The 19,554-nt window shown below is 55.0% G+C and carries 32 protein-coding genes; all 32 read left to right on the forward strand.

The genetic code is table 11. From position 1 onward, the window contains the following. The coding region (locus tag WA318_RS07230; RefSeq protein ID WP_336080443.1) for an elongation factor Tu at window positions 1-868 on the forward strand (868 nt) is incomplete at its 5' end. A 120-nt stretch (window positions 869-988) separates the two neighbouring features. Further along, complete coding sequence (rpsJ, locus tag WA318_RS07235) at window positions 989-1,297, forward strand: 30S ribosomal protein S10 (protein WP_007091508.1); 309 nt, start codon at window positions 989-991, stop codon at window positions 1,295-1,297. 16 nt (window positions 1,298-1,313) lie between these two features. Next, a complete protein-coding gene (gene rplC, locus WA318_RS07240) occupies window positions 1,314-2,030 on the forward strand; it encodes a 50S ribosomal protein L3 (protein ID WP_114098875.1) in 717 nt (238 codons plus the stop codon). Window positions 2,031-2,035: 5 nt separating this feature from the next. Beyond that, window positions 2,036-2,656: a 50S ribosomal protein L4 gene (rplD, locus tag WA318_RS07245; RefSeq protein WP_114098874.1), complete on the forward strand. Its 621-nt coding sequence runs from the start codon at window positions 2,036-2,038 to the stop codon at window positions 2,654-2,656. Next, on the forward strand, window positions 2,653-2,955 hold the full coding sequence (locus WA318_RS07250) for a 50S ribosomal protein L23 (protein WP_068518270.1): 303 nt from the start codon (window positions 2,653-2,655) through the stop codon (window positions 2,953-2,955). Before rplD ends, WA318_RS07250 begins: the two co-directional genes overlap by 4 nt. Window positions 2,956-2,959: 4 nt before the next feature. Continuing rightward, window positions 2,960-3,787 carry a 50S ribosomal protein L2 gene (rplB, locus tag WA318_RS07255; RefSeq protein WP_068518269.1) on the forward strand — a complete coding sequence of 276 codons (828 nt, stop codon included), beginning with the start codon at window positions 2,960-2,962 and terminating at the stop codon, window positions 3,785-3,787. A 16-nt stretch (window positions 3,788-3,803) separates the two neighbouring features. Then, complete coding sequence (rpsS, locus tag WA318_RS07260; protein ID WP_008892178.1) at window positions 3,804-4,082, forward strand: 30S ribosomal protein S19; 279 nt, start codon at window positions 3,804-3,806, stop codon at window positions 4,080-4,082. Window positions 4,083-4,084: 2 nt separating this feature from the next. Further along, window positions 4,085-4,465: a 50S ribosomal protein L22 gene (rplV, locus tag WA318_RS07265; RefSeq protein ID WP_114098873.1), complete on the forward strand. Its 381-nt coding sequence runs from the start codon at window positions 4,085-4,087 to the stop codon at window positions 4,463-4,465. Further along, entirely contained in the window at window positions 4,465-5,151 is a 687-nt protein-coding gene (gene rpsC, locus WA318_RS07270; protein ID WP_114098872.1) for a 30S ribosomal protein S3, read from the forward strand. The genes rplV and rpsC overlap by 1 nt, the downstream gene beginning before the upstream one ends. Before the next feature lie 12 nt (window positions 5,152-5,163). Next, entirely contained in the window at window positions 5,164-5,583 is a 420-nt protein-coding gene (gene rplP / locus WA318_RS07275) for a 50S ribosomal protein L16 (RefSeq protein ID WP_114098871.1), read from the forward strand. A 6-nt stretch (window positions 5,584-5,589) separates the two neighbouring features. Then, window positions 5,590-5,790 carry a 50S ribosomal protein L29 gene (rpmC, locus tag WA318_RS07280; protein WP_114098870.1) on the forward strand — a complete coding sequence of 67 codons (201 nt, stop codon included), beginning with the start codon at window positions 5,590-5,592 and terminating at the stop codon, window positions 5,788-5,790. 27 nt (window positions 5,791-5,817) lie between these two features. Beyond that, a complete protein-coding gene (rpsQ, locus tag WA318_RS07285) occupies window positions 5,818-6,051 on the forward strand; it encodes a 30S ribosomal protein S17 (protein ID WP_008892183.1) in 234 nt (77 codons plus the stop codon). 34 nt (window positions 6,052-6,085) lie between these two features. Next, window positions 6,086-6,454 carry a 50S ribosomal protein L14 gene (gene rplN, locus WA318_RS07290; RefSeq protein WP_033067181.1) on the forward strand — a complete coding sequence of 123 codons (369 nt, stop codon included), beginning with the start codon at window positions 6,086-6,088 and terminating at the stop codon, window positions 6,452-6,454. After that, the gene (gene rplX, locus WA318_RS07295; RefSeq protein WP_114098869.1) at window positions 6,454-6,771 is read left to right on the forward strand and encodes a 50S ribosomal protein L24; all 318 of its coding nucleotides are present in this window, start codon (window positions 6,454-6,456) and stop codon (window positions 6,769-6,771) included. The genes rplN and rplX overlap by 1 nt, the downstream gene beginning before the upstream one ends. Window positions 6,772-6,782: 11 nt before the next feature. Continuing rightward, complete coding sequence (gene rplE, locus WA318_RS07300; RefSeq protein WP_114098868.1) at window positions 6,783-7,322, forward strand: 50S ribosomal protein L5; 540 nt, start codon at window positions 6,783-6,785, stop codon at window positions 7,320-7,322. Between the two features lie 13 nt (window positions 7,323-7,335). Further along, on the forward strand, window positions 7,336-7,641 hold the full coding sequence (gene rpsN, locus WA318_RS07305) for a 30S ribosomal protein S14 (RefSeq protein WP_114098867.1): 306 nt from the start codon (window positions 7,336-7,338) through the stop codon (window positions 7,639-7,641). Window positions 7,642-7,653: 12 nt separating this feature from the next. Beyond that, window positions 7,654-8,052, forward strand: coding sequence for a 30S ribosomal protein S8 (gene rpsH, locus WA318_RS07310; protein ID WP_114098866.1), 399 nt, complete (start codon window positions 7,654-7,656; stop codon window positions 8,050-8,052). An 11-nt stretch (window positions 8,053-8,063) separates the two neighbouring features. After that, the gene (rplF, locus tag WA318_RS07315) at window positions 8,064-8,597 is read left to right on the forward strand and encodes a 50S ribosomal protein L6 (RefSeq protein WP_114098865.1); all 534 of its coding nucleotides are present in this window, start codon (window positions 8,064-8,066) and stop codon (window positions 8,595-8,597) included. 11 nt (window positions 8,598-8,608) lie between these two features. Further along, window positions 8,609-8,962 carry a 50S ribosomal protein L18 gene (gene rplR, locus WA318_RS07320; protein WP_114098864.1) on the forward strand — a complete coding sequence of 118 codons (354 nt, stop codon included), beginning with the start codon at window positions 8,609-8,611 and terminating at the stop codon, window positions 8,960-8,962. An 11-nt stretch (window positions 8,963-8,973) separates the two neighbouring features. Further along, window positions 8,974-9,549, forward strand: a complete 576-nt coding sequence (rpsE, locus tag WA318_RS07325) for a 30S ribosomal protein S5 (RefSeq protein WP_008892191.1) — start codon at window positions 8,974-8,976, stop codon at window positions 9,547-9,549. A gap of 6 nt (window positions 9,550-9,555) precedes the next feature. Continuing rightward, on the forward strand, window positions 9,556-9,750 hold the full coding sequence (gene rpmD, locus WA318_RS07330) for a 50S ribosomal protein L30 (protein WP_007091489.1): 195 nt from the start codon (window positions 9,556-9,558) through the stop codon (window positions 9,748-9,750). 29 nt (window positions 9,751-9,779) lie between these two features. Continuing rightward, complete coding sequence (gene rplO / locus WA318_RS07335; RefSeq protein WP_114098863.1) at window positions 9,780-10,262, forward strand: 50S ribosomal protein L15; 483 nt, start codon at window positions 9,780-9,782, stop codon at window positions 10,260-10,262. Between the two features lie 83 nt (window positions 10,263-10,345). Next, entirely contained in the window at window positions 10,346-11,692 is a 1,347-nt protein-coding gene (gene secY / locus WA318_RS07340) for a preprotein translocase subunit SecY (protein WP_114098862.1), read from the forward strand. Between the two features lie 29 nt (window positions 11,693-11,721). Beyond that, window positions 11,722-12,366, forward strand: a complete 645-nt coding sequence (locus tag WA318_RS07345; RefSeq protein ID WP_114098861.1) for an adenylate kinase — start codon at window positions 11,722-11,724, stop codon at window positions 12,364-12,366. Window positions 12,367-12,484: 118 nt separating this feature from the next. Further along, complete coding sequence (rpsM, locus tag WA318_RS07350; protein ID WP_114098860.1) at window positions 12,485-12,853, forward strand: 30S ribosomal protein S13; 369 nt, start codon at window positions 12,485-12,487, stop codon at window positions 12,851-12,853. Between the two features lie 15 nt (window positions 12,854-12,868). Next, window positions 12,869-13,261: a 30S ribosomal protein S11 gene (rpsK, locus tag WA318_RS07355; RefSeq protein WP_044828432.1), complete on the forward strand. Its 393-nt coding sequence runs from the start codon at window positions 12,869-12,871 to the stop codon at window positions 13,259-13,261. Window positions 13,262-13,383: 122 nt separating this feature from the next. Continuing rightward, window positions 13,384-14,400, forward strand: a complete 1,017-nt coding sequence (locus tag WA318_RS07360; RefSeq protein WP_114098889.1) for a DNA-directed RNA polymerase subunit alpha — start codon at window positions 13,384-13,386, stop codon at window positions 14,398-14,400. A gap of 189 nt (window positions 14,401-14,589) precedes the next feature. Continuing rightward, window positions 14,590-15,021 (forward strand): 50S ribosomal protein L17, encoded by a 432-nt coding sequence (gene rplQ / locus WA318_RS07365; RefSeq protein ID WP_114098859.1) that lies wholly within the window; start codon window positions 14,590-14,592, stop codon window positions 15,019-15,021. 240 nt (window positions 15,022-15,261) lie between these two features. After that, the gene (locus tag WA318_RS07370; RefSeq protein ID WP_336080444.1) at window positions 15,262-16,728 is read left to right on the forward strand and encodes a DegQ family serine endoprotease; all 1,467 of its coding nucleotides are present in this window, start codon (window positions 15,262-15,264) and stop codon (window positions 16,726-16,728) included. Between the two features lie 27 nt (window positions 16,729-16,755). Next, window positions 16,756-18,066 carry a replication-associated recombination protein A gene (locus WA318_RS07375; RefSeq protein WP_336080445.1) on the forward strand — a complete coding sequence of 437 codons (1,311 nt, stop codon included), beginning with the start codon at window positions 16,756-16,758 and terminating at the stop codon, window positions 18,064-18,066. 118 nt (window positions 18,067-18,184) lie between these two features. After that, window positions 18,185-18,790, forward strand: a complete 606-nt coding sequence (locus WA318_RS07380; RefSeq protein ID WP_336080446.1) for an FMN-dependent NADH-azoreductase — start codon at window positions 18,185-18,187, stop codon at window positions 18,788-18,790. Window positions 18,791-19,035: 245 nt separating this feature from the next. Beyond that, window positions 19,036-19,527 carry a DUF1499 domain-containing protein gene (locus WA318_RS07385; RefSeq protein ID WP_336080447.1) on the forward strand — a complete coding sequence of 164 codons (492 nt, stop codon included), beginning with the start codon at window positions 19,036-19,038 and terminating at the stop codon, window positions 19,525-19,527. Window positions 19,528-19,554 lie beyond the last annotated feature (27 nt).

Raw genomic sequence — 19,554 nt, forward strand, 5'->3', positions numbered from 1 at the left:
AGCAGATGGCCCGATGCCACAGACCCGCGAGCACATTCTGCTTGCACGTCAGGTTGGCGTTCCGGCACTGGTCGTGTTCATGAACAAGGTTGACCAGGTTGATGACGAAGAGCTCCTCGAGCTCGTCGAAATGGAAATCCGTGAACTTCTGTCGTCCTACGACTTCCCGGGCGACGATATTCCGATCATCAAGGGCTCGGCTCTTGCTGCTCTGGAAGGTCGCGATGATGAAATCGGCAAGAATGCTATCCTCGAACTGATGGCAGCAGTTGATGACTACATCCCGGCACCGGATCGTCCGAAAGATCGTCCGTTCCTGATGCCGATCGAAGACGTGTTCTCGATCTCGGGTCGTGGTACGGTTGTTACCGGTCGTGTAGAAACCGGTATCGTGAAAGTTGGTGAAGAAGTCGAAATCGTCGGTATCAAAGACACCGTCAAGACGATCGTCACCGGCGTTGAAATGTTCCGCAAGCTGCTCGATCAGGGTGAAGCTGGCGACAACATCGGCGCACTGCTTCGTGGTACCAAGCGTGAAGACGTCGAGCGTGGCCAGGTTCTGGCGCATGTCGGCTCGATCAAGCCGCACACCAAGTTCACCGCAGAAGCTTACATCCTGACGAAGGATGAAGGTGGTCGCCATACGCCGTTCTTCTCGAACTACCGTCCGCAGTTCTACTTCCGTACGACTGACGTTACCGGTTCGATCGAGCTGCCGGCTGGCACCGAAATGGTTATGCCGGGCGACAACGTCCAGATGACCGCGACCCTCATTGCACCGATCGCAATGGACGAAGGTCTGCGTTTCGCAATCCGTGAAGGCGGTCGTACCGTCGGCGCGGGCGTTGTTGCCAAGATCATCGAGTAATTTTTTCTCTTGATCTTTGTGAAGCGGGCGGCTATGTAAGCCGCCCGCAACACTTTTGCGGCAATCGTCAACTCCAGTTGAGGGGCCGGTGTCCTTTTGAGGGCTCCGGTACATAATTACATGGATAGTCAGAACATTCGCATTCGCCTTAAGGCGTTTGACCATCGCGTGCTGGATCAGTCCACGCGCGAGATCGTCAATACGGCGAAGCGCACTGGCGCAGAGGTCCGCGGCCCGATTCCGCTGCCGACCCGCATTGAGAAATACACTGTTCTGCGGTCTCCGCACATCGATAAGAAATCGCGTGAGCAGTTCGAAATCCGTACGCACAAGCGTCTTCTCGACATTGTCGACCCGACCCCACAGACCGTCGATGCTCTTATGAAGCTCGATCTGGCTGCCGGCGTCGACGTCGAGATCAAACTTTAATCGGGAGTAAGCCGCAATGCGTAGTGGACTTATTACCCAGAAGGTAGGCATGACCCGCGTCTTCAAAGACGATGGTTCCCACCTTCCTGTAACCGTACTGAAGGTCGAAGATCTTCAGGTTGTCGCCAACCGTACCAACGACACCGACGGCTACGTCGCTGTTCAGCTTGGTTATGGCAAAGCGAAAGTGAAAAACGTATCCAAGCCGATGCGTGGCCACTTCGCCAAAGCCAAGGTTGAGCCGAAAGCCAAACTTGCTGAATTCCGCGTTAGCGAAGACGGCCTGATCGAAGTTGGTGCAGAACTTTCTGCCGCTCACTTCGTAGAAGGCCAGTACGTTGACGTTATCGGCACTTCCATCGGTAAAGGTTTTGCCGGTGCGATGAAGCGTCATAACTTCGGTGGTCTGCGTGCGTCGCACGGTGTGTCTGTTTCGCACCGTTCGCATGGTTCCACCGGTCAGTGCCAGGATCCGGGCCGCGTCTTCAAAGGTAAGAAGATGGCTGGTCACCTCGGTGCCGCTCGTGTGACTGTTCAGTCCCTTAAGGTTGTCGCTTCTGACGCCGACAAAGGCCTGATCCTGATCCACGGTGCAGTTCCGGGTCACAAGGGCGCCTACGTCCTTGTTAAGGATGCTGTGAAGCGTGCTGCACCGGAAGGTCTTCCGTTCCCGGCCGCGCTTAAGGGTGCTGCCCCGGCTGCTGAAGAAGCTGTCGCCGAGGATAAGGAATAAGCATCATGAAGCTCGACATTCTTAAACTTGACGCTTCCAAGGCAGGTAACATCGATCTTGCAGAAGAGATCTTTGGTCTGGAAGTACGTCGTGACATCCTGCACCGCATGGTGAACTGGCAGCTGGCAAAACGTCGCGCCGGGACCCACAAGGTGAAGGAAAAGTCGGAAGTTTCCGCAACCACGAAAAAATTCGTGCGTCAGAAAGGTAGTGGCGGTGCTCGTCACGGTTCCCGTAAGGCTGCACAGTTCCGTGGTGGTGGTACCGTGCACGGTCCGCGCGTTCGCGACCACGCACACGATCTGACCAAGAAGTTCCGTAAACTCGCGCTTAAAACCGCTCTGTCGGCTAAAGCAAAGGACGGTAAGCTTATCGTTCTTGATAACGCGGAATTCTCGGACGCCAAAACCAAGAATCTGGTCGCAGTTTTCGGTAAACTCGGCTGGAAATCTGCACTGATCATCGATGGTGCGCAGGTCAACGAAGGTTTTGCACGCGCAGCGCGCAACATCCCGCAGATTGACGTGCTCCCGGAGATCGGTGCTAACGTCTATGACATCCTGCGCCGTGACACCCTGGTGCTGACCAAGGGTGCGGTCGAAGCGTTGGAGGCACGTCTCAAATGACGATCATCAGCAAAGAGCGGATGTACGAAGTCATCCGCGCCCCGCATATCACTGAAAAGTCGACGCTGATTTCTGAACACAACGCAGTTGCGTTCAAAGTTGCGATCGACGCCACCAAGCCGGAAATCAAGGCTGCTGTGGAAGGTCTGTTCGGGGTGAAGGTCAAGGCGGTCAATACCTCTGTGGTAAAAGGAAAAACCAAGCGTTTTCGCGGTGTTTCCGGTCGTCGGAGTGATTTCAAGAAAGCGATGGTTACCCTCGAAGAGGGTCAGTCCATCGACGTGACTACGGGAATCTAAGACAATGGCTTTGAAGAAGTTTAAACCAACCTCTCCTGGTCGCCGTCAGCTGGTTCTCGTGGATCGTTCCGATCTCCACAAGGGCAAGCCGATCAAAGCGTTGACCGAAGGTCTTCGCAAGAAAGGTGGCCGTAACAACACTGGTCGTATCACCGCCCGTCGTATTGGTGGTGGTCACAAACGTCGTTACCGTCTCATCGACTTCAAACGTACCAAGTTTGACGTCGTCGGTACCGTCGAGCGTTTGGAATATGATCCGAACCGTACCGCGTTTATCGCACTGGTTCGCTATTCCGACGACGAGCTGGCCTACATCCTCGCACCGCAGCGTCTCGCTGTCGGCGACAACGTTGTTGCCGCTGAACGCGTAGACATCAAGCCGGGTAACGCCGCACCGCTGAAGAACATTCCGGTCGGTACCATTGTCCATAACGTCGAACTGAAAGCCGGTAAAGGTGGTCAGATCGCACGTTCAGCAGGCGCATACGTGCAGCTCGTTGGTAAGGACCAGGGTTACGCCCAGCTTAAGCTGTCCTCCGGTGAGGTACGTTTGGTTCGTGGTGAATGCATGGCTACCATCGGTGCCGTGTCCAACCCGGACCATCAGAACACTAACCTTGGTAAAGCCGGCCGTAATCGCTGGCTCGGCAAGCGTCCTTCGGTTCGTGGTGTTGCCATGAACCCGATCGATCACCCGCATGGTGGTGGTGAAGGTCGTACTTCGGGTGGTCGTCACCCGGTTACGCCGTGGGGCAAGCCTACCAAGGGCAAACGTACCCGCTCGAACAAAAAGACCGACGCGCTCATCATGCGCCGTCGTCACAAGAGCTAACGGAGGAGGCTAGACTATGGCGCGTTCCGTTTGGAAGGGTCCGTTTGTTGACGGATACCTTCTTAAGAAAGCCGATACTGTCCGTGCCTCAGGCCGGAATGAGGTAATTAAGACCTGGTCGCGGCGTTCGACGATTCTGCCGCAATTCGTAGGCCTCACCTTTGGGGTTTACAATGGCCAGAAATTCTTGCCGGTGCTGGTGACCGAAGACATGATTGGTCACAAGTTCGGTGAATTCTCGCCGACCCGTACCTATTATGGTCACGCGGCCGACAAAAAGGCGAAGAGGAAGTAACGATGGGTAAGAAAGCTGACATCCGTCGGCTGGCGGATAACGAGGCTGCGGCTTCGCTCCGGGCAGTACGCATTTCCCCGCGTAAGCTCAACCTCGTCGCCGAGTCGATCCGTGGTTTGAAGGCAGAAGCTGCTTTGGCAGAACTGACCTTCTCCAATAAACGTATTTCGCAGGACGTCAAAAAGCTGCTGGAATCGGCAATTGCTAATGCCGAGAACAACCATCAGCTCGATGTCGACCGTCTCTACGTTAAAGAGGCATCTGTTGGTAAGGCCTTCGTGATGAAACGTTGGCGCGCCCGTGCACGCGGTCGCGTCGGCAAGATCATTAAGCCGTTCTCCAACATGCGCATCGTCGTTTGCGAACGTGAGGAGACCGAGTAATGGGTCAGAAAGTAAATCCGATCGGTCTGCGCGTTGGGATTAACCGTACCTGGGATTCCCGCTGGTACGCCAACAAGGCCGATTTCGCTGGTCTTCTTCATGAAGACCTTGCGATCCGTAAATACATCTTCGACCGCCTCAAGCAGGCTGGTGTAGCGAAGGTGATTATCGAACGTCCGGCGAAAAAAGCCCGCATCTCGATCCACACCGCTCGTCCGGGCGTTGTGATCGGGAAAAAAGGCCAGGACATCGAGAAGCTCAAGAACGATCTGCAGAAACTGGCGAATGCCGAAGTGCAGGTTAACATCATCGAAATCCGCAAGCCGGAAATCGATGCCAAGCTGGTCGCTGATAACATCGCCCAGCAGCTTGAGCGCCGTGTTTCGTTCCGTCGCGCTATGAAGCGCTCGGTTCAGAACGCAATGCGTCTCGGTGCTGGTGGCATTCGTATCAATGCTGCTGGTCGTCTTGGTGGCGCTGAAATCGCCCGTACCGAATGGTACCGTGAAGGTCGCGTTCCGCTGCACACTCTGCGTGCGGACGTTGATTACGGCACTTCGGAAGCACACACCACCTATGGTGTTTGCGGTCTGAAGGTCTGGATCTTCAAGGGCGAAATCATGGCACACGATCCGTTGGCTTCAGAGCGTAAAGCTCTCGAGTCGGCTGGTACCAACCGTAAGTAAGGAGATACAGATATGCTTTCTCCGAAACGTACAAAGTTCCGTAAAGCCTTCAAAGGCCGCCTTAAAGGTGAGGCCAAAGGTGGTACGGATCTTAATTTCGGTGCTTATGGCTTGAAAGCCTTGGAGCCTGAGCGTATAACGGCGCGTCAGATCGAAGCGGCTCGCCGCGCGATCACCCGCCACATCCGCCGTCAGGGTCGTGTGTGGATTCGCGTTTTCCCGGATCTCCCGGTCTCGCAGAAGCCTGCCGAAGTCCGTCAGGGTAAAGGTAAAGGCTCGATTGAATACTGGTCGGCACGCGTTAAACCGGGTCGGATCATGTTTGAACTCGACGGTGTTCCGTTGGATCTTGCACGCCGTGCTTTCGAGCTGGCAGCGGCAAAATTGCCGATCAAGACCAAGTTTGTCACTCGTCTTGGTGAAGGGGAGTAATTAGTGATGAAAGTTGCTGATCTCCGCGCTAAAAGCGCTGACGAACTGAAACAGCTGCTGCTGGACCTGCGTAAAGAATCGTTCAACATGCGATTCCAGCAGGCTTCCGGTCAGTTTGAGAACACTGCGCGGGTCCGTCAGGTCCGTCGTGATATTGCCCGCATCAAAACCCTTCTCGGTAACGAGAAGGGTGCGACCGCGGCCTAAACTGGACACGCAGAGGAGTAAACACACATGCCGAGGCGTGTATTGCAGGGGACAGTCGTTTCGACCAAAAACGACAAGACCGTGGTGGTCCGTGTGGAACGCCAGGTCATGCACCCGCTGTATAAAAAGTACGTGCGTAAGTCGAAGAAATTCCACGCGCACGATGAAGAGAACCGCTTCAAAACGGGTGACGTTGTTCGCATTCGCGAATGCAAACCGATCTCGAAGTTGAAGTCTTGGGAAGTAGTGGTCGAGGAGTGAGTCCTCAGCCCAATCATAGTCAAGGGGTAAACCCATGATCCAGATGCAGTCCAATCTGGACGTTGCCGACAACAGCGGCGCTCGCCGCGTCCAGTGCATCAAGGTGCTGGGCGGCTCGAAGCGCAAAACCGCTCATGTTGGTGATGTTATCGTGGTTTCCGTCAAGGAAGCCATTCCGCGCGGTCGCGTAAAGAAGGGTGCAGTTCACAAAGCTGTCATCGTTCGCACCGCAAAGGAAATTCGTCGTGCCGATGGCTCGGCGATCCGCTTTGACCGTAACGCTGCCGTTCTCATTAATGCGAACGGCGAGCCGATCGGCACGCGTATTTTTGGCCCGGTAACCCGTGAACTTCGTTCTAAAGGTTACATGAAGATCATTTCGCTCGCTCCGGAGGTGCTGTAATGGCTGCCAAGATTAAAAAGGGCGACCGCGTCATTGTTCTGACGGGTAAAGACAAAGGGAAGACCGGCGAGGTTCTCGCCGCTTTCCCGTCCGAGAATAAAGTTCTGGTTTCGGGCATCAACCTGGTGAAACGTCACCAGCGCCCGACCGGTGCTGATGCTGGCGGCATCGTCGAGAAGGAAGCAAAAATTGCTGTTTCCAACATCGCGATTGTCGATCCGAAAGAAAACAAGCCGACCCGCGTCGGTTTCAAGACCCTTGATGACGGTCGCAAGGTTCGCTTCGCGAAGCTCAGCGGCGAAGTCATCGACAACTGAGGGACGGAAAAATGACGCGCCTGCGCGAACATTACAAAGAAGTGGTGCGTGACGCACTCCAGAAGGAGTTCTCCTACGAGAACACCATGGAGATTCCGCGCCTCGAAAAGATCGTGATCAACATGGGTGTCGGCGACGCCACCCAGGATCGCAAAAAGCTGGAAGGTGCTGCTGCGGATCTCGCTGCAATCACCGGTCAGAAGCCTATCTTCACCAAAGCGAAAAAGTCGGTAGCGGCTTTCAAACTTCGTGAAGGTATGAACATCGGTTGTAAAGTGACCCTGCGTCGCGACCGTATGTTTGAGTTCCTGGACCGCCTGGTCACCATCGCGCTTCCGCGCGTTCGTGACTTCCGCGGCCTGAACAAAAAATCCTTCGATGGCCGTGGCAACTTTGCCATGGGCTTGAAGGAACAGTTCGTCTTTCCTGAGGTAGAGTACGACAAAGTCGACTCTGTTCGCGGGATGGATATCATCATTTGTACCACGGCTAAGTCCGACGCCGAAGCTCTTGCCCTTCTTAAGGGTTTTGATCTTCCGTTCGGAAACTAACGGAGGTTGGCCCATGGCCAAGAAAAGCTCAGTAGAGCGTGAACTCAAACGTGAACGCCTGGCAAAGCAGTTTGCTGCCAAGCGTGCCGCTCTTAAAGCGGTTATCGCAAACCGCGAGACGTCCCCTGAGGACCGTATCGTGGCTGTGATGAAACTCGCCCAGCTGCCGCGTAACTCGGCTCGTATCCGTCAGCGTATTCGCTGCCAGGTATCCGGTCGTCCGCGCGGTGTCTATCGCAAATTCCGCCTGTCCCGTATCGCCCTTCGTGAACTTGCTTCGCGTGGTCAGATTCCGGGCATGGTGAAGTCGAGCTGGTAAGGAGGACATCACATGTCGATGACTGATCCAGTCGGTGATATGCTCACGCGTATCCGTAACGGTCAGCGCGTTGGTAAATCCAGCGTTGTCTCGCCGGCTTCGAAACTGCGTACCGGTGTGCTGGATGTTCTCCAGCGCGAAGGTTATATCCGCGGTTATAATGTTAGTGAAATTCGCAAGGGCGTCAGCGAAATCACCATCGAACTCAAATATTTTGAGGGCGATGCCGTGATTAAGCAGATCGACCGCGTCTCGACCCCGGGCCGTCGTGTATATTCGAAGATCAAGGATCTTCCGAAGGTATATAACGGACTCGGCATCGCAGTCCTGTCCACTCCGAAAGGGGTTCTATCGGATCAGGAGGCTCGCGAGCAGAATGTCGGCGGCGAAATCCTCTGTAAAGTATTCTAAGGAGGGCCACGATGTCGCGAGTAGGAAAAAATCCGGTGGTTGTGCCTAACGGCGTTACCATCACCTTGACCGAAGAGCAGATCAGTGCAAAAGGCAAGCTCGGTGAGCTTAACCTTACCTTGACCTCGGACGTAACCGTTACCCAGGAAGACAACCAGCTCTGGGTGAAACCGAACAACGATAGCAAGCGCGCTCGTGCCCTTTGGGGTACCACCCGTGCGAACATCGCGAACCTCGTCACCGGGGTCTCGGAAGGTTTTACCAAGAAACTGGAAATCACCGGTGTTGGTTACCGTGCGCAGGTACAGGGCAAAAACCTGGTTCTGCAGCTTGGCTTCTCACACGACGTTGAAATGGAGATCCCTGCGGGTCTGAACGTTGTTGCTGAAAAGCCGACCCTTATCGCCATCTCTGGCGCAGATAAACAGCTCGTTGGTCAGTTCGCTGCAAATGCACGCGGCTGGCGCGGTCCGGAGCCTTACAAAGGCAAGGGTGTCCGTTACGAAGGCGAGTATATCTTGCGCAAAGAAGGCAAGAAGAAGTAAGGACAGGCACGATGAAAAACGTGAGAAGCCTCTTCGAACGCCGCAAGCGTCGCGTTCGTTTTGCGATCCGCCAGAAAGCGGCCGGTCGCCCGCGCCTCAGCGTGCACCGTTCGAACGCTCACATCTATGCTCAGATCATCGACGATGTCGCTGGCACCACCCTGGTGGCTGCTTCGACCGCGGAGAAAGATCTGGCAGGCAAAGGCAGCAATGCCGAAGCCGCTGCTCTGGTTGGCAAAGCTATTGCCGAGCGCGCAGTCAAAGCTGGTGTGAAAACGGTCGTATTCGATCGTGGCGGGTATCTGTTCCATGGCCGGGTGAAAGCTCTGGCCGATGCCGCCCGTGAGGGCGGTCTGGACTTCTAAGGAGCACGACCATGGCACGTAACCAGAATCAACAGCAGCAGGCACCGAAAGCCCGTGAAGAAAACGAACTCGTCGACAAGCTGGTTGGTATCAACCGCGTCGCGAAAGTCGTTAAGGGCGGCCGTCGCTTTGCTTTCTCCGCAATGGTAGTTGTCGGTGACCAGCGTGGTCGCGTCGGATACGGCACGGGTAAAGCCCGTGAAGTTCCGGAAGCGATCCGTAAGGCTACCGAAGCTGCTAAACGCAACATGATCCGCGTTCCGCTTCGTGAAGGTCGTACCCTTCACCATGATACGCAGGGCCATTTCGGTGCAGGCAAGGTTATCCTTCGCTCGGCTCCGGCTGGTACCGGTATCATCGCCGGCGGTGCGATGCGTGCGGTTTTCGAAACTATGGGCGTTCAGGACGTTGTGTCCAAATGCACCGGTTCGAACAACCCGCACAACGTGATCCGCGCAACCCTTGACGCTCTGGTCAACGGTGCATCCCCGCGTCAGGTCGCTGCTAAGCGTGGCCTGAAAGTCGGTGACGTCGTTGCCCGTCGCGATAGCGGTTCGGCTGCTGCCGCCGTTCTCGAAAAGGAGTAATTCGATATGGCTGCTAAGAAAAAAGCGACCGTACGCGTTACCCAGACGGGTTCGCCGATCGGACGTCCGGCTGATCAGCGCCAGACCCTTGTGGGTCTTGGCCTGAACAAACTGCACCGGACTCGTGAGCTGGAAGATACCCCAGCTGTTCGCGGTATGATCGCAAAGGTCAAACACCTCGTCCGTGTGGACGAGGCTTGATTGACCCCAGATCGAAAAGGTGTTGAACGATGAAACTCAACGAACTTGCCGATAACCCGGGTGCCCGCAAGGCGCGCACCCGCGTCGGTCGCGGCATCGGTTCGGGCAAAGGCAAAACTTCTGGCGCAGGTCAGAAGGGTCAGAAGTCCCGTTCAGGTGTAGCCATTAATGGCTTCGAAGGCGGGCAGATGCCGGTCTATCGCCGTCTTCCGAAACGCGGCTTCAAAAACCCGTTCAAGAAACAGTTCGGTGTTGTGAACCTTGGTACCCTTCAGACCGCCGTTGATAACGGTGTTCTTGAAGAAGGTGCAAATGTCACCATCGCTGTTCTGGCGGAAAAAGGTCTTGCCCGTCCGCAGAAAGACGGTCTGCGCCTTCTGGCTAAAGGCGAACTGAAAGCGAAACTGAACATCGAAATCTCCGGTGCTTCCAAAGCAGCTGTTGAAGCTGTCGAGAAAGTTGGTGGTTCGGTCAAGGTTCTTGCTCCGGTCGCTGCAGAAAAAGCAGAATAAGCCTAGAATGACTTCGTGAGGGTCCGGTTCCAGTAATTTGCGGGACCGGACCCTCCAGTTTATGTGTATTGGGAGATGAGTGCATGGCATCGGCCGCCGAGCAGCTTGCCGCGAACCTGAATTGGTCGTCTTTTTCTAAGTCGACCGAGCTTAAAAAGCGTATCTGGTTCACTTTGGGAGCGCTTATTGTATACCGTCTGGGGACCTATATTCCGGTTCCTGGTGTTGACCCGTCCATTCTTGCTGACATTTTCCGTCAGAATGCGGGCGGCGTTCTGGGCATGTTCGACATGTTCGCCGGTGGTGCGCTGGGTCGTATGACGATCTTTGCGCTGAATATCATGCCGTATATCTCGGCCTCCATTATCATTCAGCTGATGACAACTGTTTCACCGTCTCTTGAGGCTCTCAAGAAAGAAGGTGAACAGGGTCGTAAGAAAATTAATCAATATACCCGCTACCTGACGGTGCTGATTGCGACGGTTCAGGCGTGGGGCATTGCTGTTGGTCTGGAAAGCATGACCGGTTCGACCGGTGCTGCTGTTCATGACCCGGGCATGTTCTTCCGCTTTACCGCTGTTGTGACGCTTGTTGGTGGTACCATGTTCCTGATGTGGCTTGGTGAACAGATCACCCAGCGTGGCATCGGTAACGGCATTTCGCTGATCATCTTCACCGGTATTGTTGCCGGTCTTCCGAGCGCGATTGCCGGTACTCTGGAACTTGGCCGTACCGGTGCGATTTCTGCACTGGTTATCGTCGCGATCATCGTTCTGGCGATTGCGGTTATCGCATTCATCGTCTTTGTTGAGCGTGCACAGCGCCGCGTTCTGATCCAGTACCCGAAACGCCAGGTCGGCATGAAGGTCATGGAAGGTCAGAGCTCGCACCTGCCGCTCAAGATCAACACTGCCGGTGTTATTCCGCCGATCTTTGCAAGCTCGCTTCTGCTGATGCCGCTTTCGGTTGCTCAGTTCACTGCGGGTGGCAATGCGCCGGAATGGCTGACAACGGCGACCGCACTGCTTGGTCGTGGCCAGCCGCTTTACATCGCGCTTTATATCGGCCTGATCGTCTTCTTTGCCTTCTTCTACACTGCGGTTGTTTTCAACCCGGAAGACACGGCAGACAACCTGAAGAAACACGGTGGCTTTATTCCGGGCATCCGTCCGGGCAAAAATACCGCGAATCATCTGGATTTCATTCTGACCCGCCTGACGGTTATCGGTGCAGCTTATCTCGCATTCGTCTGTATCCTGCCGGAACTGCTGATCGCGGAATGGTCTGTGCCCTTCTACTTTGGTGGGACTAGCCTCCTGATCGTAGTCACGGTAACCATGGATACCGTTGCGCAGATCCAGTCTCATATGCTGGCTCATCAGTATGAAGGCCTGATCAAGAAATCCAAACTGCGTGGTCGCCGCCGATAAAAACGACTGCGGAATTCAGGGGGAAGACGATGAATATTATCCTTCTTGGCCCTCCCGGTGCAGGGAAAGGCACTCAGGCCAAGCGTCTCGAAACGGGGCGCGGCATGATCCAGCTTTCGACTGGTGACATGCTTCGTGCAGCGGTTGCTGCCGGGACTGAGTTGGGGATGAAGGCAAAGGAAGTCATGGATGCAGGGCAGCTTGTATCCGACGATCTGATGATCGGTCTGATTTCCGAACGACTTGACCAGGATGATGCCAAGGGTGGTTTCATTCTGGACGGGTTCCCGCGCACGACGGCACAGGCAGAAGCCCTTGACGTCATGCTGGAAACCAAAGGTCTGGCACTTGATTATGTGATTGAACTGCGTGTCGATGACGCAGCGTTGGTTGCCCGCATTGTGGGCCGCTATACCTGTGCCAAATGCGGGCAGGGATATCATGACGAGTTCCAGAAACCCGCTGAAGAAGGTGTCTGCGACGTATGTGGCGGCACTGAATTCAAACGCCGTGCGGATGACAACGCCGAGACGGTCACCTCGCGACTGGACGCTTATCACAAGCAGACAGCACCGATCATTCCTTACTATGAAAAGGTCGGTAAGCTGAAAACAGTTGACGGGATGGCTGAAATCGACGAAGTTACGCGCGAGATTGAAGCCATCCTGGGGTAATTTCCCGGGCAGGGCGTTTTTTGCTTGCGGGTTAGCAGCGATGCTGGCCCGCTTTTGCAGCGTTCTACCCTACCGGATCTGCCCTTGGGTTTGTTAACAGGAAACAGGAGTTCACATAGTGGCTCGTATTGCTGGCGTAAACATCCCGACCGCGAAGCGCGTCGTGATTGCGCTTACCTACATCACCGGCATTGGCCCGGCGAAATCGAAAGAAATTTGCGAAAAGGTCGGAATCGAAGCAGCGACCCGCGTTCATCAGCTTTCTGATGACCAGGTTCTGAAGATTCGTGAAGTCATCGACGCTGATTACACCGTTGAAGGCGACCTTCGTCGTGAAACCGCAATGAACATTAAACGTCTGATGGATCTGGGCTGCTATCGCGGTCTCCGTCACCGTCGCGGTCTCCCGGTACGCGGTCAGCGTACTCACACCAACGCTCGCACCCGTAAGGGCCCGGCTAAGCCGATTGCTGGCAAGAAGAAGTAAGGTAGGGGAACGACAATGGCGAAAGCTCCTCAGACTCGCGTCCGTCGCCGCGAGCGTAAGAATATTACGAATGGTATCGCGCACGTAAACGCGACCTTCAACAACACCATGATCACCATCACCGACGTTCAGGGTAACACCATTTCCTGGTCGACCGCTGGTGGTATGGGTTTCCGCGGTTCGCGTAAATCGACTCCGTATGCTGCACAGATGGCTGCCGAAGACGCAGGTAAAAAAGCTGCTGAACACGGCATGAAAACTCTTGAAGTACAGGTTAAAGGCCCGGGTTCGGGACGTGAATCTGCACTGCGTGCGCTTCAGGCTGTCGGTTTCACCATTACGTCGATCAAAGACGTAACGCCGATTCCGCACAACGGTTGCCGTCCGCGTAAACGTCGTCGCGTCTAATCGCGTCGATCTTTGCGGACGACCCCGCGTTTGGGCCCGGATACGCCGGGCCCCTTCGCGTTTCTCGCGAGGGCAAATTTTTGTCCTCCTTACCATAGGCTCCAGTTGCGAAGGTGGGTCTCGTGATTCAAAAGAACTGGCAGGAACTGATTAAGCCGACGAAGCTTGATGTTACTCCGGGTACAGATGCCAGCCGCATCGGTACGATCGTGGCGGAACCGCTGGAGCGCGGTTTTGGTCAGACTCTGGGTAACGCGCTGCGTCGCATTCTGCTGTCGTCGCTCCAGGGTTCGGCGGTGACTGCGATCCAGATCGACGGTGTGTTGCACGAATTTTCGTCGATTCCGGGTGTGCGTGAAGATGTTACCGACATCATCCTGAACATCAAGACCATGGGCGTGCGTATGCATGCTGAAGGTCCGAAGAAAATGGTTCTGAAGGCGACCGGCCCCGGTGCCGTCACCGCAGGTCAGATCGAAACCGGCGCGGATATCGAAATCCTCAACCCGGATCTCGAGCTGTGCCATCTTGACGATGGTGCAACGCTGAACATCGAATTTACCGTTGATAACGGTAAAGGCTATGTCGCAGCAAGCTCGCACAGCTCTTCGGATGCACCGATCGGTCTTATTCCGATTGATGCGATCTTCAGCCCGATCCGTAAAGTGGCCTACAAGGTGGAAAACACCCGTGTTGGTCAGGATACCGATTTTGACAAGCTGTCGCTGACTGTTGAAACCAACGGCGCACTGACCCCGGAAGATTCGGTTGCACTTGCTGCCCGTATCCTTCAGGACCAGCTGTCCCTGTTCGTCAACTTCGAAGAGCCGGAAGCGGTTGTCGAAGAGAAGAAAGAAGACGAACTTCCGTTCAACCGTAACCTTCTTCGTAAGGTTGACGAGCTTGAACTGTCGGTACGCTCGGCAAACTGCCTGAAGAACGACAACATCATCTATATCGGTGATCTTGTTCAGAAGACCGAAGCAGAAATGCTCCGTACGCCGAACTTCGGCCGTAAGTCGCTGAACGAAATCAAAGACGTACTGGCTCAGATGGGCCTGCATCTCGGTATGGAAGTCGGCGGTTGGCCGCCGGAAAACATCGAAGAACTTGCTCGCAAGTTCGAAGATCCGTTCTAAGAACGGGTCTTCGGCCTTCGGGCCGTTTTCGGAGCAATTGTTGCTCCAAACCGGAAAGACCGAACTGTTTGGCATTTCCGGCGGGCTAGTTGCCCACACCGCACGTGCATGACCTGACTTTGCTCAGGGTGGCGGCGCGGTTTTACAATCGGTTTCGTGAGCGAAGCCAGGCTATTTAGGAGAGTTACCATGCGTCACGGTATGCAAGGCCGTAAGCTTAATCGTACTTCGTCCCATCGTAAGGCGATGTTTGCCAACATGGCAGTTTCGCTGCTCACCCACGAGCAGATCAAAACCACTCTTCCGAAGGCCAAGGATCTTCGCCCGTATGTCGAAAAACTGATTACGCTGGGCAAGCGGGGCGACCTGCATGCACGCCGTCAGGCTATTTCGATCCTGCGTGACGATAAAGTCGTTGCCAAGCTGTTCGGCGAAATCGCTGATCGCTACAAAGAGCGTGCTGGTGGTTACACCCGCGTTCTCAAGGCTGGCTTCCGTTACGGCGATGCGGCACCGGTGGCTGTGATCGAACTTGTTGATCGCAACGTCGATGCAAAAGGCGCGGCTGACCGCGCTCGCCTCGAAGCAGAGGGCGAAGGCGAAGAAGCAGCTGCTGAATAAGCATCGCTTCGGCCTTTAAGAAACAGAAACGGGCGATGCCATATGGTGTCGCCCGTTTTCTTTTATTCTGGTCCTTTTACCCTGACGTCACTTAAGGTGCCTGTCAGGAATTTTGTTCATATTTCCGCCAATGTTGCGCGGCAAATCTTGTTTTCCTAATTCATATGTCTGTGGATTGCCGGCAACACGATCCTTTATTCAGACACATCACATGGTTTGACAGCAGTGAGAGAGAACGACGTGCAGGTAAGATGGATTCCAGCCATTCTGACAATCGCAACGATTTCCATGGCCGCCCTTGTTGGCGTTGCGCCAGTCGGGGAAGCACAGGCCCAAACCCGGACAAATCATACTGATGATCGCCGACTGCCAACCAGTCAGGCCGAAGTCAAAATGTCTTTCTCGCCGCTGGTCAAACAGACCGCACCGGCTGTGGTCAATATCTATACCAAGAAGGTCGTCGCCGAGCGTCAGCGCACACCGTTCTTCAATGATCCGTTCTTCAAGCAATTCTTTGGGGAGCGGTTTGGAGGTGCATTTGGCGCGCCGCGCCAACGGGTGGAACGGTCTCTTGGCTCGGGTGTTATCGTTTCTGGCGACGGTACAGTTGTGACCAACCACCATGTGATTGATGGCGCAAGCGAGATCCGTGTGGTCCTGCATGACAACCGGGAATTTGATGCCGAGCTTGTCGGATCGGACGAACGTACCGATCTGGCCGTTCTCAAGTTGCGCGGTGTCGAAAGTGCCTTGCCCGCCATCTCGTTTGGCGATTCCGATGCGGTCGAGGTCGGTGATCTTGTTCTGGCCATCGGTAACCCGTTTGGCGTAGGGCAAACCGTCACGAGCGGGATTGTGTCGGCTCTGGCACGTGCCGGTGTTACCGGGCAGGATTATCAATCCTTCATCCAGACCGATGCGGCGATCAACCCGGGGAACTCGGGCGGGGCACTGATTGATATTGATGGCAAGCTGATTGGTGTCAACTCGGCGATCTTTACAAAGTCTGGTGGATCGAACGGCATCGGCTTTGCTGTTCCGGTCAATATGGTCAAGGTCGTGATGCGCGGTCTGATCAGTGGCGATTTACGCCGTCCATGGGTCGGGGCAAGTGGTCAGGCGGTGACGGCTGATCTGGCGGCCTCGCTTGAACTTGATCGTCCGCATGGTGTTCTGATCAGTGCTATTCGCGAAGGCAGCCCGGCCGACCGCGGGGGACTTCGGGCCGGCGATGTTGTCGTGGCGGTAAACGGCCTTCCGGTTGATAACCCCAATGAACTGAAATTCCGGATCGCGACCCTTGAACTGAACCACGATGCAGAACTTCTGGTTCTACGCCGTGGCAAGGAAACCGTGCTGTCGATGCCGCTTGAAGTCGCACCGGAAAAACCGGCTCGCGATGAAAGCGTGATTGATGGCAATAACCCGTTTAGCGGCACCAAGGTTTCAAACATGAACCCGGCACTGGCTGACGAGCTCGGGGTTGATACCCTGACCGAAGGTGTGGTCATCCTTGGGGTCGCACGCGACAGTCTTGCGCGTCGCGCACGTCTTCAGGCCGGTGACTATATTGTTGAAATCAATGGTCAGAAGATTGACTCGGTCGCGCGCCTGAAGGAAGTTGTCAAATCAGGCGAACGCAGCCGGGACTGGAAAATTGCGGTAAAACGTGATGGCAAGGTTTTGACAGGCGAGTTTACCCTGTAACGGCCACCCGTAACGAGAAGACCGCTTATGTCATCCCTGTTTGAAAGTCAGGTATCCCGGCCTTTGGCCGACAGACTTCGCCCCGCCAAACTCGACGAGGTGGTGGGGCAGGGGCATCTGTTTGGCGATGACGGTCCGATCACCCGCATGATCAAAACCGGGCGCGTGCCCTCGGTCATCCTCTGGGGGCCGCCCGGTTGTGGCAAAACCACATTGGCACGTCTGATGGCCGATGTGGCCGATATGGCTTTTGAACCGCTTTCGGCGATCTTTTCCGGAGTTGCTGATCTGCGCAAGGTGTTCGAACGCGCCCGCGGGCGCCGCGCCACCGGCGGGGCGACCTTGCTGTTCATCGATGAAATCCATCGTTTCAACAAGGCCCAGCAGGACAGCTTCCTGCCCTATGTCGAAGACGGGACGATTACGCTTATTGGTGCGACAACCGAAAACCCGTCTTTTGAGCTGAATGCAGCCCTTTTGTCGCGCTGTCAGGTGCTTGTTCTCAAGCGTCTGGATGATCAGGGACTTGAAGAACTTCTGGTTCGTGCGGAAAAGGAAATGGGCTTTGAGCTTCCGCTGACTTCCGAAGCGCGTGAAACCCTGCGTGCGATGGCTGACGGCGACGGGCGTTATTTGCTCAATCTTGCCGAAGAACTGTTTTCAATGCCGCCCAGTGACGATGGCCCGCTTGGCGTTGCCGAGCTTGCGCGTACAGTGCAAAAGCGGATGCCGATCTATGACAAGGGTGATGACAGCCATTACAACCTGATCAGTGCGCTACATAAATCCATTCGTGGCTCTGACCCGGATGCGGCCCTTTACTGGTTTAACCGCATGCTGGCCGGGGGAGAGGATCCCAAATTCGTTGCGCGCCGTCTGACCCGTATGGCGGTTGAGGATATTGGGCTGGCCGATCCGCAAGCCCAGCAATTCTGCATTGGTGCCTGGGAATCCTATGAGCGGCTTGGCAGCCCCGAGGGCGAGCTTGCCCTGGCCCAGGCTGTGATTTACCTCGCCCTGGCGCCCAAATCGAATGCCGGTTATTCGGCTTATAAGAAGTCGCTCAAAATCGCGCGTGAAACCGGCTCCCTGATGCCACCGGCCCACATCCTTAATGCGCCGACCAAGCTGATGAAAGATATCGGTTATGGTACCGGTTATGCCTATGACCATGATCAGGAAGATGGTTTTTCCGGTCAGAATTACTTCCCCGATGGCATGCGTCGGCAGAATTTCTATGAGCCGGTCGAGCGCGGATTTGAACGCGATCTGAAAAAGCGGGTCGAATATTTCGACCGTCTGCGTCAGGATCAGCAACAAAAGCGGCCTAAAGATTAACTGACGGTTGGTTAGTTATCATTTTGGAAACAATCTGGTGAACAGTCTTGGGATAAACAGGAACGGCAGAGAAGAGTAGTTTCAGGTCAACAAACGAACACGTTTCTGGAGACCTCAAATGACCAATATTCTGCATGTGAACGCATCTGTGAACGGTGAGAATTCCAACTCCCGTCAGATCGCTTCCAAACTGATCGAGCGCATCGTTGCTGCCGATCCGTCCGCCAAAGTCGTTGAGCGTGATGCCAATGATAAAGCAATTTCCGCACTGACCGGTGAAACTGTTGGAGCCTTCTACACCCCGGAAGAATCCCGTACCGACGCACAGAAAGAAGTAATTGCTGTCTCGGACAAGATGGTTGCCGAACTTCAGGCGGCTGATGTCCTTGTCATTGGTGCGCCGATGTATAACTTCAGCGTTCCTTCGACCCTCAAAGCCTGGGTTGACCTGATTGCCCGTGTTGGTGTGACCTTCAAATACACCGAAAACGGCGCGGTTGGCCTGCTCGGCGGCAAAAAAGCCTATGTTGTTGTTGCGACTGGCGGCGTGCCGGTCAACAGCCCTGCGGATTTTGCGACCCCGTATTTGAAACAGGTGCTTGGTTTCGTCGGGATTTCGGAAGTTGAAATCATTGACGCATCCGGCTTTGCGGTAAATGCCGAAGAAGCCATGCAGCGCGCCATCGCCAATGTCGAAGCAGTTGCATTGCCTTCTGTCGCCTGATCGAACAACCTTGACTGCGAATGCAGTGCGAATTTGCTGATCAACGAAACCAATTTCCCCCCCCGTTCGTTGATTGCTGTATTTCGCATCTCCCGGTGCCCGACTGTTCCCCAGTCGGGCATTTTGATTCCGGCCCAATTCGTATTATTGTAATCGCCGTGTCGGCGTGTGCCAGATGGGCTGGCTTGCGTGCAAACAGACAGGTGGTGCGATTGAGACGACTGGTAATGTTTGCAATATGGGGCTTGGTAGTACTCGCAGGGATATTTGTGGTCGTTCGCTTTACCGGGTTGATCGACCATATGTTACCGGCAGGAGAACCGCCCAAATTCACCTTCGCACCTGATACGCCGGTGCCGCAAACACGCAACTTCTTCGTTGCCTGCCCGGATGATCTGCTGCCCAAAACAGACCGGTCAATGCAAAGCCCGCATTTTAATGCGGCGGCATCGACACTGGCCGATGTCATGATCGAAACGGCTCCCGCACACGGCATGACAGCCAAAACCGGTGTCAGCGGAGCGGAGCCCGGACGCCTGTACTTCCTTGCACGCAGCCCGATTTTCCATTTTCCCGACTGGGTCGAGGTCGAGCTTGTCCTGCCCGAAAAGGGCGGTGATATTTCGTTTTGCCTGTTTGCCCAGTCGGTCTATGGCCTTGACGATATCCAGCAAAACGAAAAACGCACCCGGGCCTGGATTGCCGATATAGTCACAAGAATGGGACCGGCGGGTTAATCCAAACTTAGATCATTGAAATTAAAA

The sequence above is a fragment of the Thalassospira sp. CH_XMU1448-2 genome (genome assembly GCF_037027285.1).
Lineage (GTDB): Bacteria > Pseudomonadota > Alphaproteobacteria > Rhodospirillales > Thalassospiraceae > Thalassospira > Thalassospira profundimaris_C.

Coding starts and splice junctions, on each gene's coding strand:
- rplE (WP_114098868.1), top strand. CDS start 6,783: ATGACGCGCCTGCGCGAACATTACAAAGAAGTGGTGCGTGACGCACTC.
- rplR (WP_114098864.1), top strand. CDS start 8,609: ATGAAAAACGTGAGAAGCCTCTTCGAACGCCGCAAGCGTCGCGTTCGT.
- rpsS (WP_008892178.1), top strand. CDS start 3,804: ATGGCGCGTTCCGTTTGGAAGGGTCCGTTTGTTGACGGATACCTTCTT.
- rplD (WP_114098874.1), top strand. CDS start 2,036: ATGAAGCTCGACATTCTTAAACTTGACGCTTCCAAGGCAGGTAACATC.
- WA318_RS07375 (WP_336080445.1), top strand. CDS start 16,756: ATGTCATCCCTGTTTGAAAGTCAGGTATCCCGGCCTTTGGCCGACAGA.
- rplB (WP_068518269.1), top strand. CDS start 2,960: ATGGCTTTGAAGAAGTTTAAACCAACCTCTCCTGGTCGCCGTCAGCTG.
- rplN (WP_033067181.1), top strand. CDS start 6,086: ATGATCCAGATGCAGTCCAATCTGGACGTTGCCGACAACAGCGGCGCT.
- rplV (WP_114098873.1), top strand. CDS start 4,085: ATGGGTAAGAAAGCTGACATCCGTCGGCTGGCGGATAACGAGGCTGCG.
- rplP (WP_114098871.1), top strand. CDS start 5,164: ATGCTTTCTCCGAAACGTACAAAGTTCCGTAAAGCCTTCAAAGGCCGC.
- rpsC (WP_114098872.1), top strand. CDS start 4,465: ATGGGTCAGAAAGTAAATCCGATCGGTCTGCGCGTTGGGATTAACCGT.
- rpsK (WP_044828432.1), top strand. CDS start 12,869: ATGGCGAAAGCTCCTCAGACTCGCGTCCGTCGCCGCGAGCGTAAGAAT.
- rpsN (WP_114098867.1), top strand. CDS start 7,336: ATGGCCAAGAAAAGCTCAGTAGAGCGTGAACTCAAACGTGAACGCCTG.
- WA318_RS07380 (WP_336080446.1), top strand. CDS start 18,185: ATGACCAATATTCTGCATGTGAACGCATCTGTGAACGGTGAGAATTCC.
- WA318_RS07250 (WP_068518270.1), top strand. CDS start 2,653: ATGACGATCATCAGCAAAGAGCGGATGTACGAAGTCATCCGCGCCCCG.
- WA318_RS07345 (WP_114098861.1), top strand. CDS start 11,722: ATGAATATTATCCTTCTTGGCCCTCCCGGTGCAGGGAAAGGCACTCAG.
- secY (WP_114098862.1), top strand. CDS start 10,346: ATGGCATCGGCCGCCGAGCAGCTTGCCGCGAACCTGAATTGGTCGTCT.
- rplO (WP_114098863.1), top strand. CDS start 9,780: ATGAAACTCAACGAACTTGCCGATAACCCGGGTGCCCGCAAGGCGCGC.
- rplC (WP_114098875.1), top strand. CDS start 1,314: ATGCGTAGTGGACTTATTACCCAGAAGGTAGGCATGACCCGCGTCTTC.
- rpsJ (WP_007091508.1), top strand. CDS start 989: ATGGATAGTCAGAACATTCGCATTCGCCTTAAGGCGTTTGACCATCGC.
- rplF (WP_114098865.1), top strand. CDS start 8,064: ATGTCGCGAGTAGGAAAAAATCCGGTGGTTGTGCCTAACGGCGTTACC.
- rplX (WP_114098869.1), top strand. CDS start 6,454: ATGGCTGCCAAGATTAAAAAGGGCGACCGCGTCATTGTTCTGACGGGT.
- rpmD (WP_007091489.1), top strand. CDS start 9,556: ATGGCTGCTAAGAAAAAAGCGACCGTACGCGTTACCCAGACGGGTTCG.
- rpsQ (WP_008892183.1), top strand. CDS start 5,818: ATGCCGAGGCGTGTATTGCAGGGGACAGTCGTTTCGACCAAAAACGAC.
- rpsH (WP_114098866.1), top strand. CDS start 7,654: ATGTCGATGACTGATCCAGTCGGTGATATGCTCACGCGTATCCGTAAC.
- rpsE (WP_008892191.1), top strand. CDS start 8,974: ATGGCACGTAACCAGAATCAACAGCAGCAGGCACCGAAAGCCCGTGAA.
- rpmC (WP_114098870.1), top strand. CDS start 5,590: ATGAAAGTTGCTGATCTCCGCGCTAAAAGCGCTGACGAACTGAAACAG.
- rplQ (WP_114098859.1), top strand. CDS start 14,590: ATGCGTCACGGTATGCAAGGCCGTAAGCTTAATCGTACTTCGTCCCAT.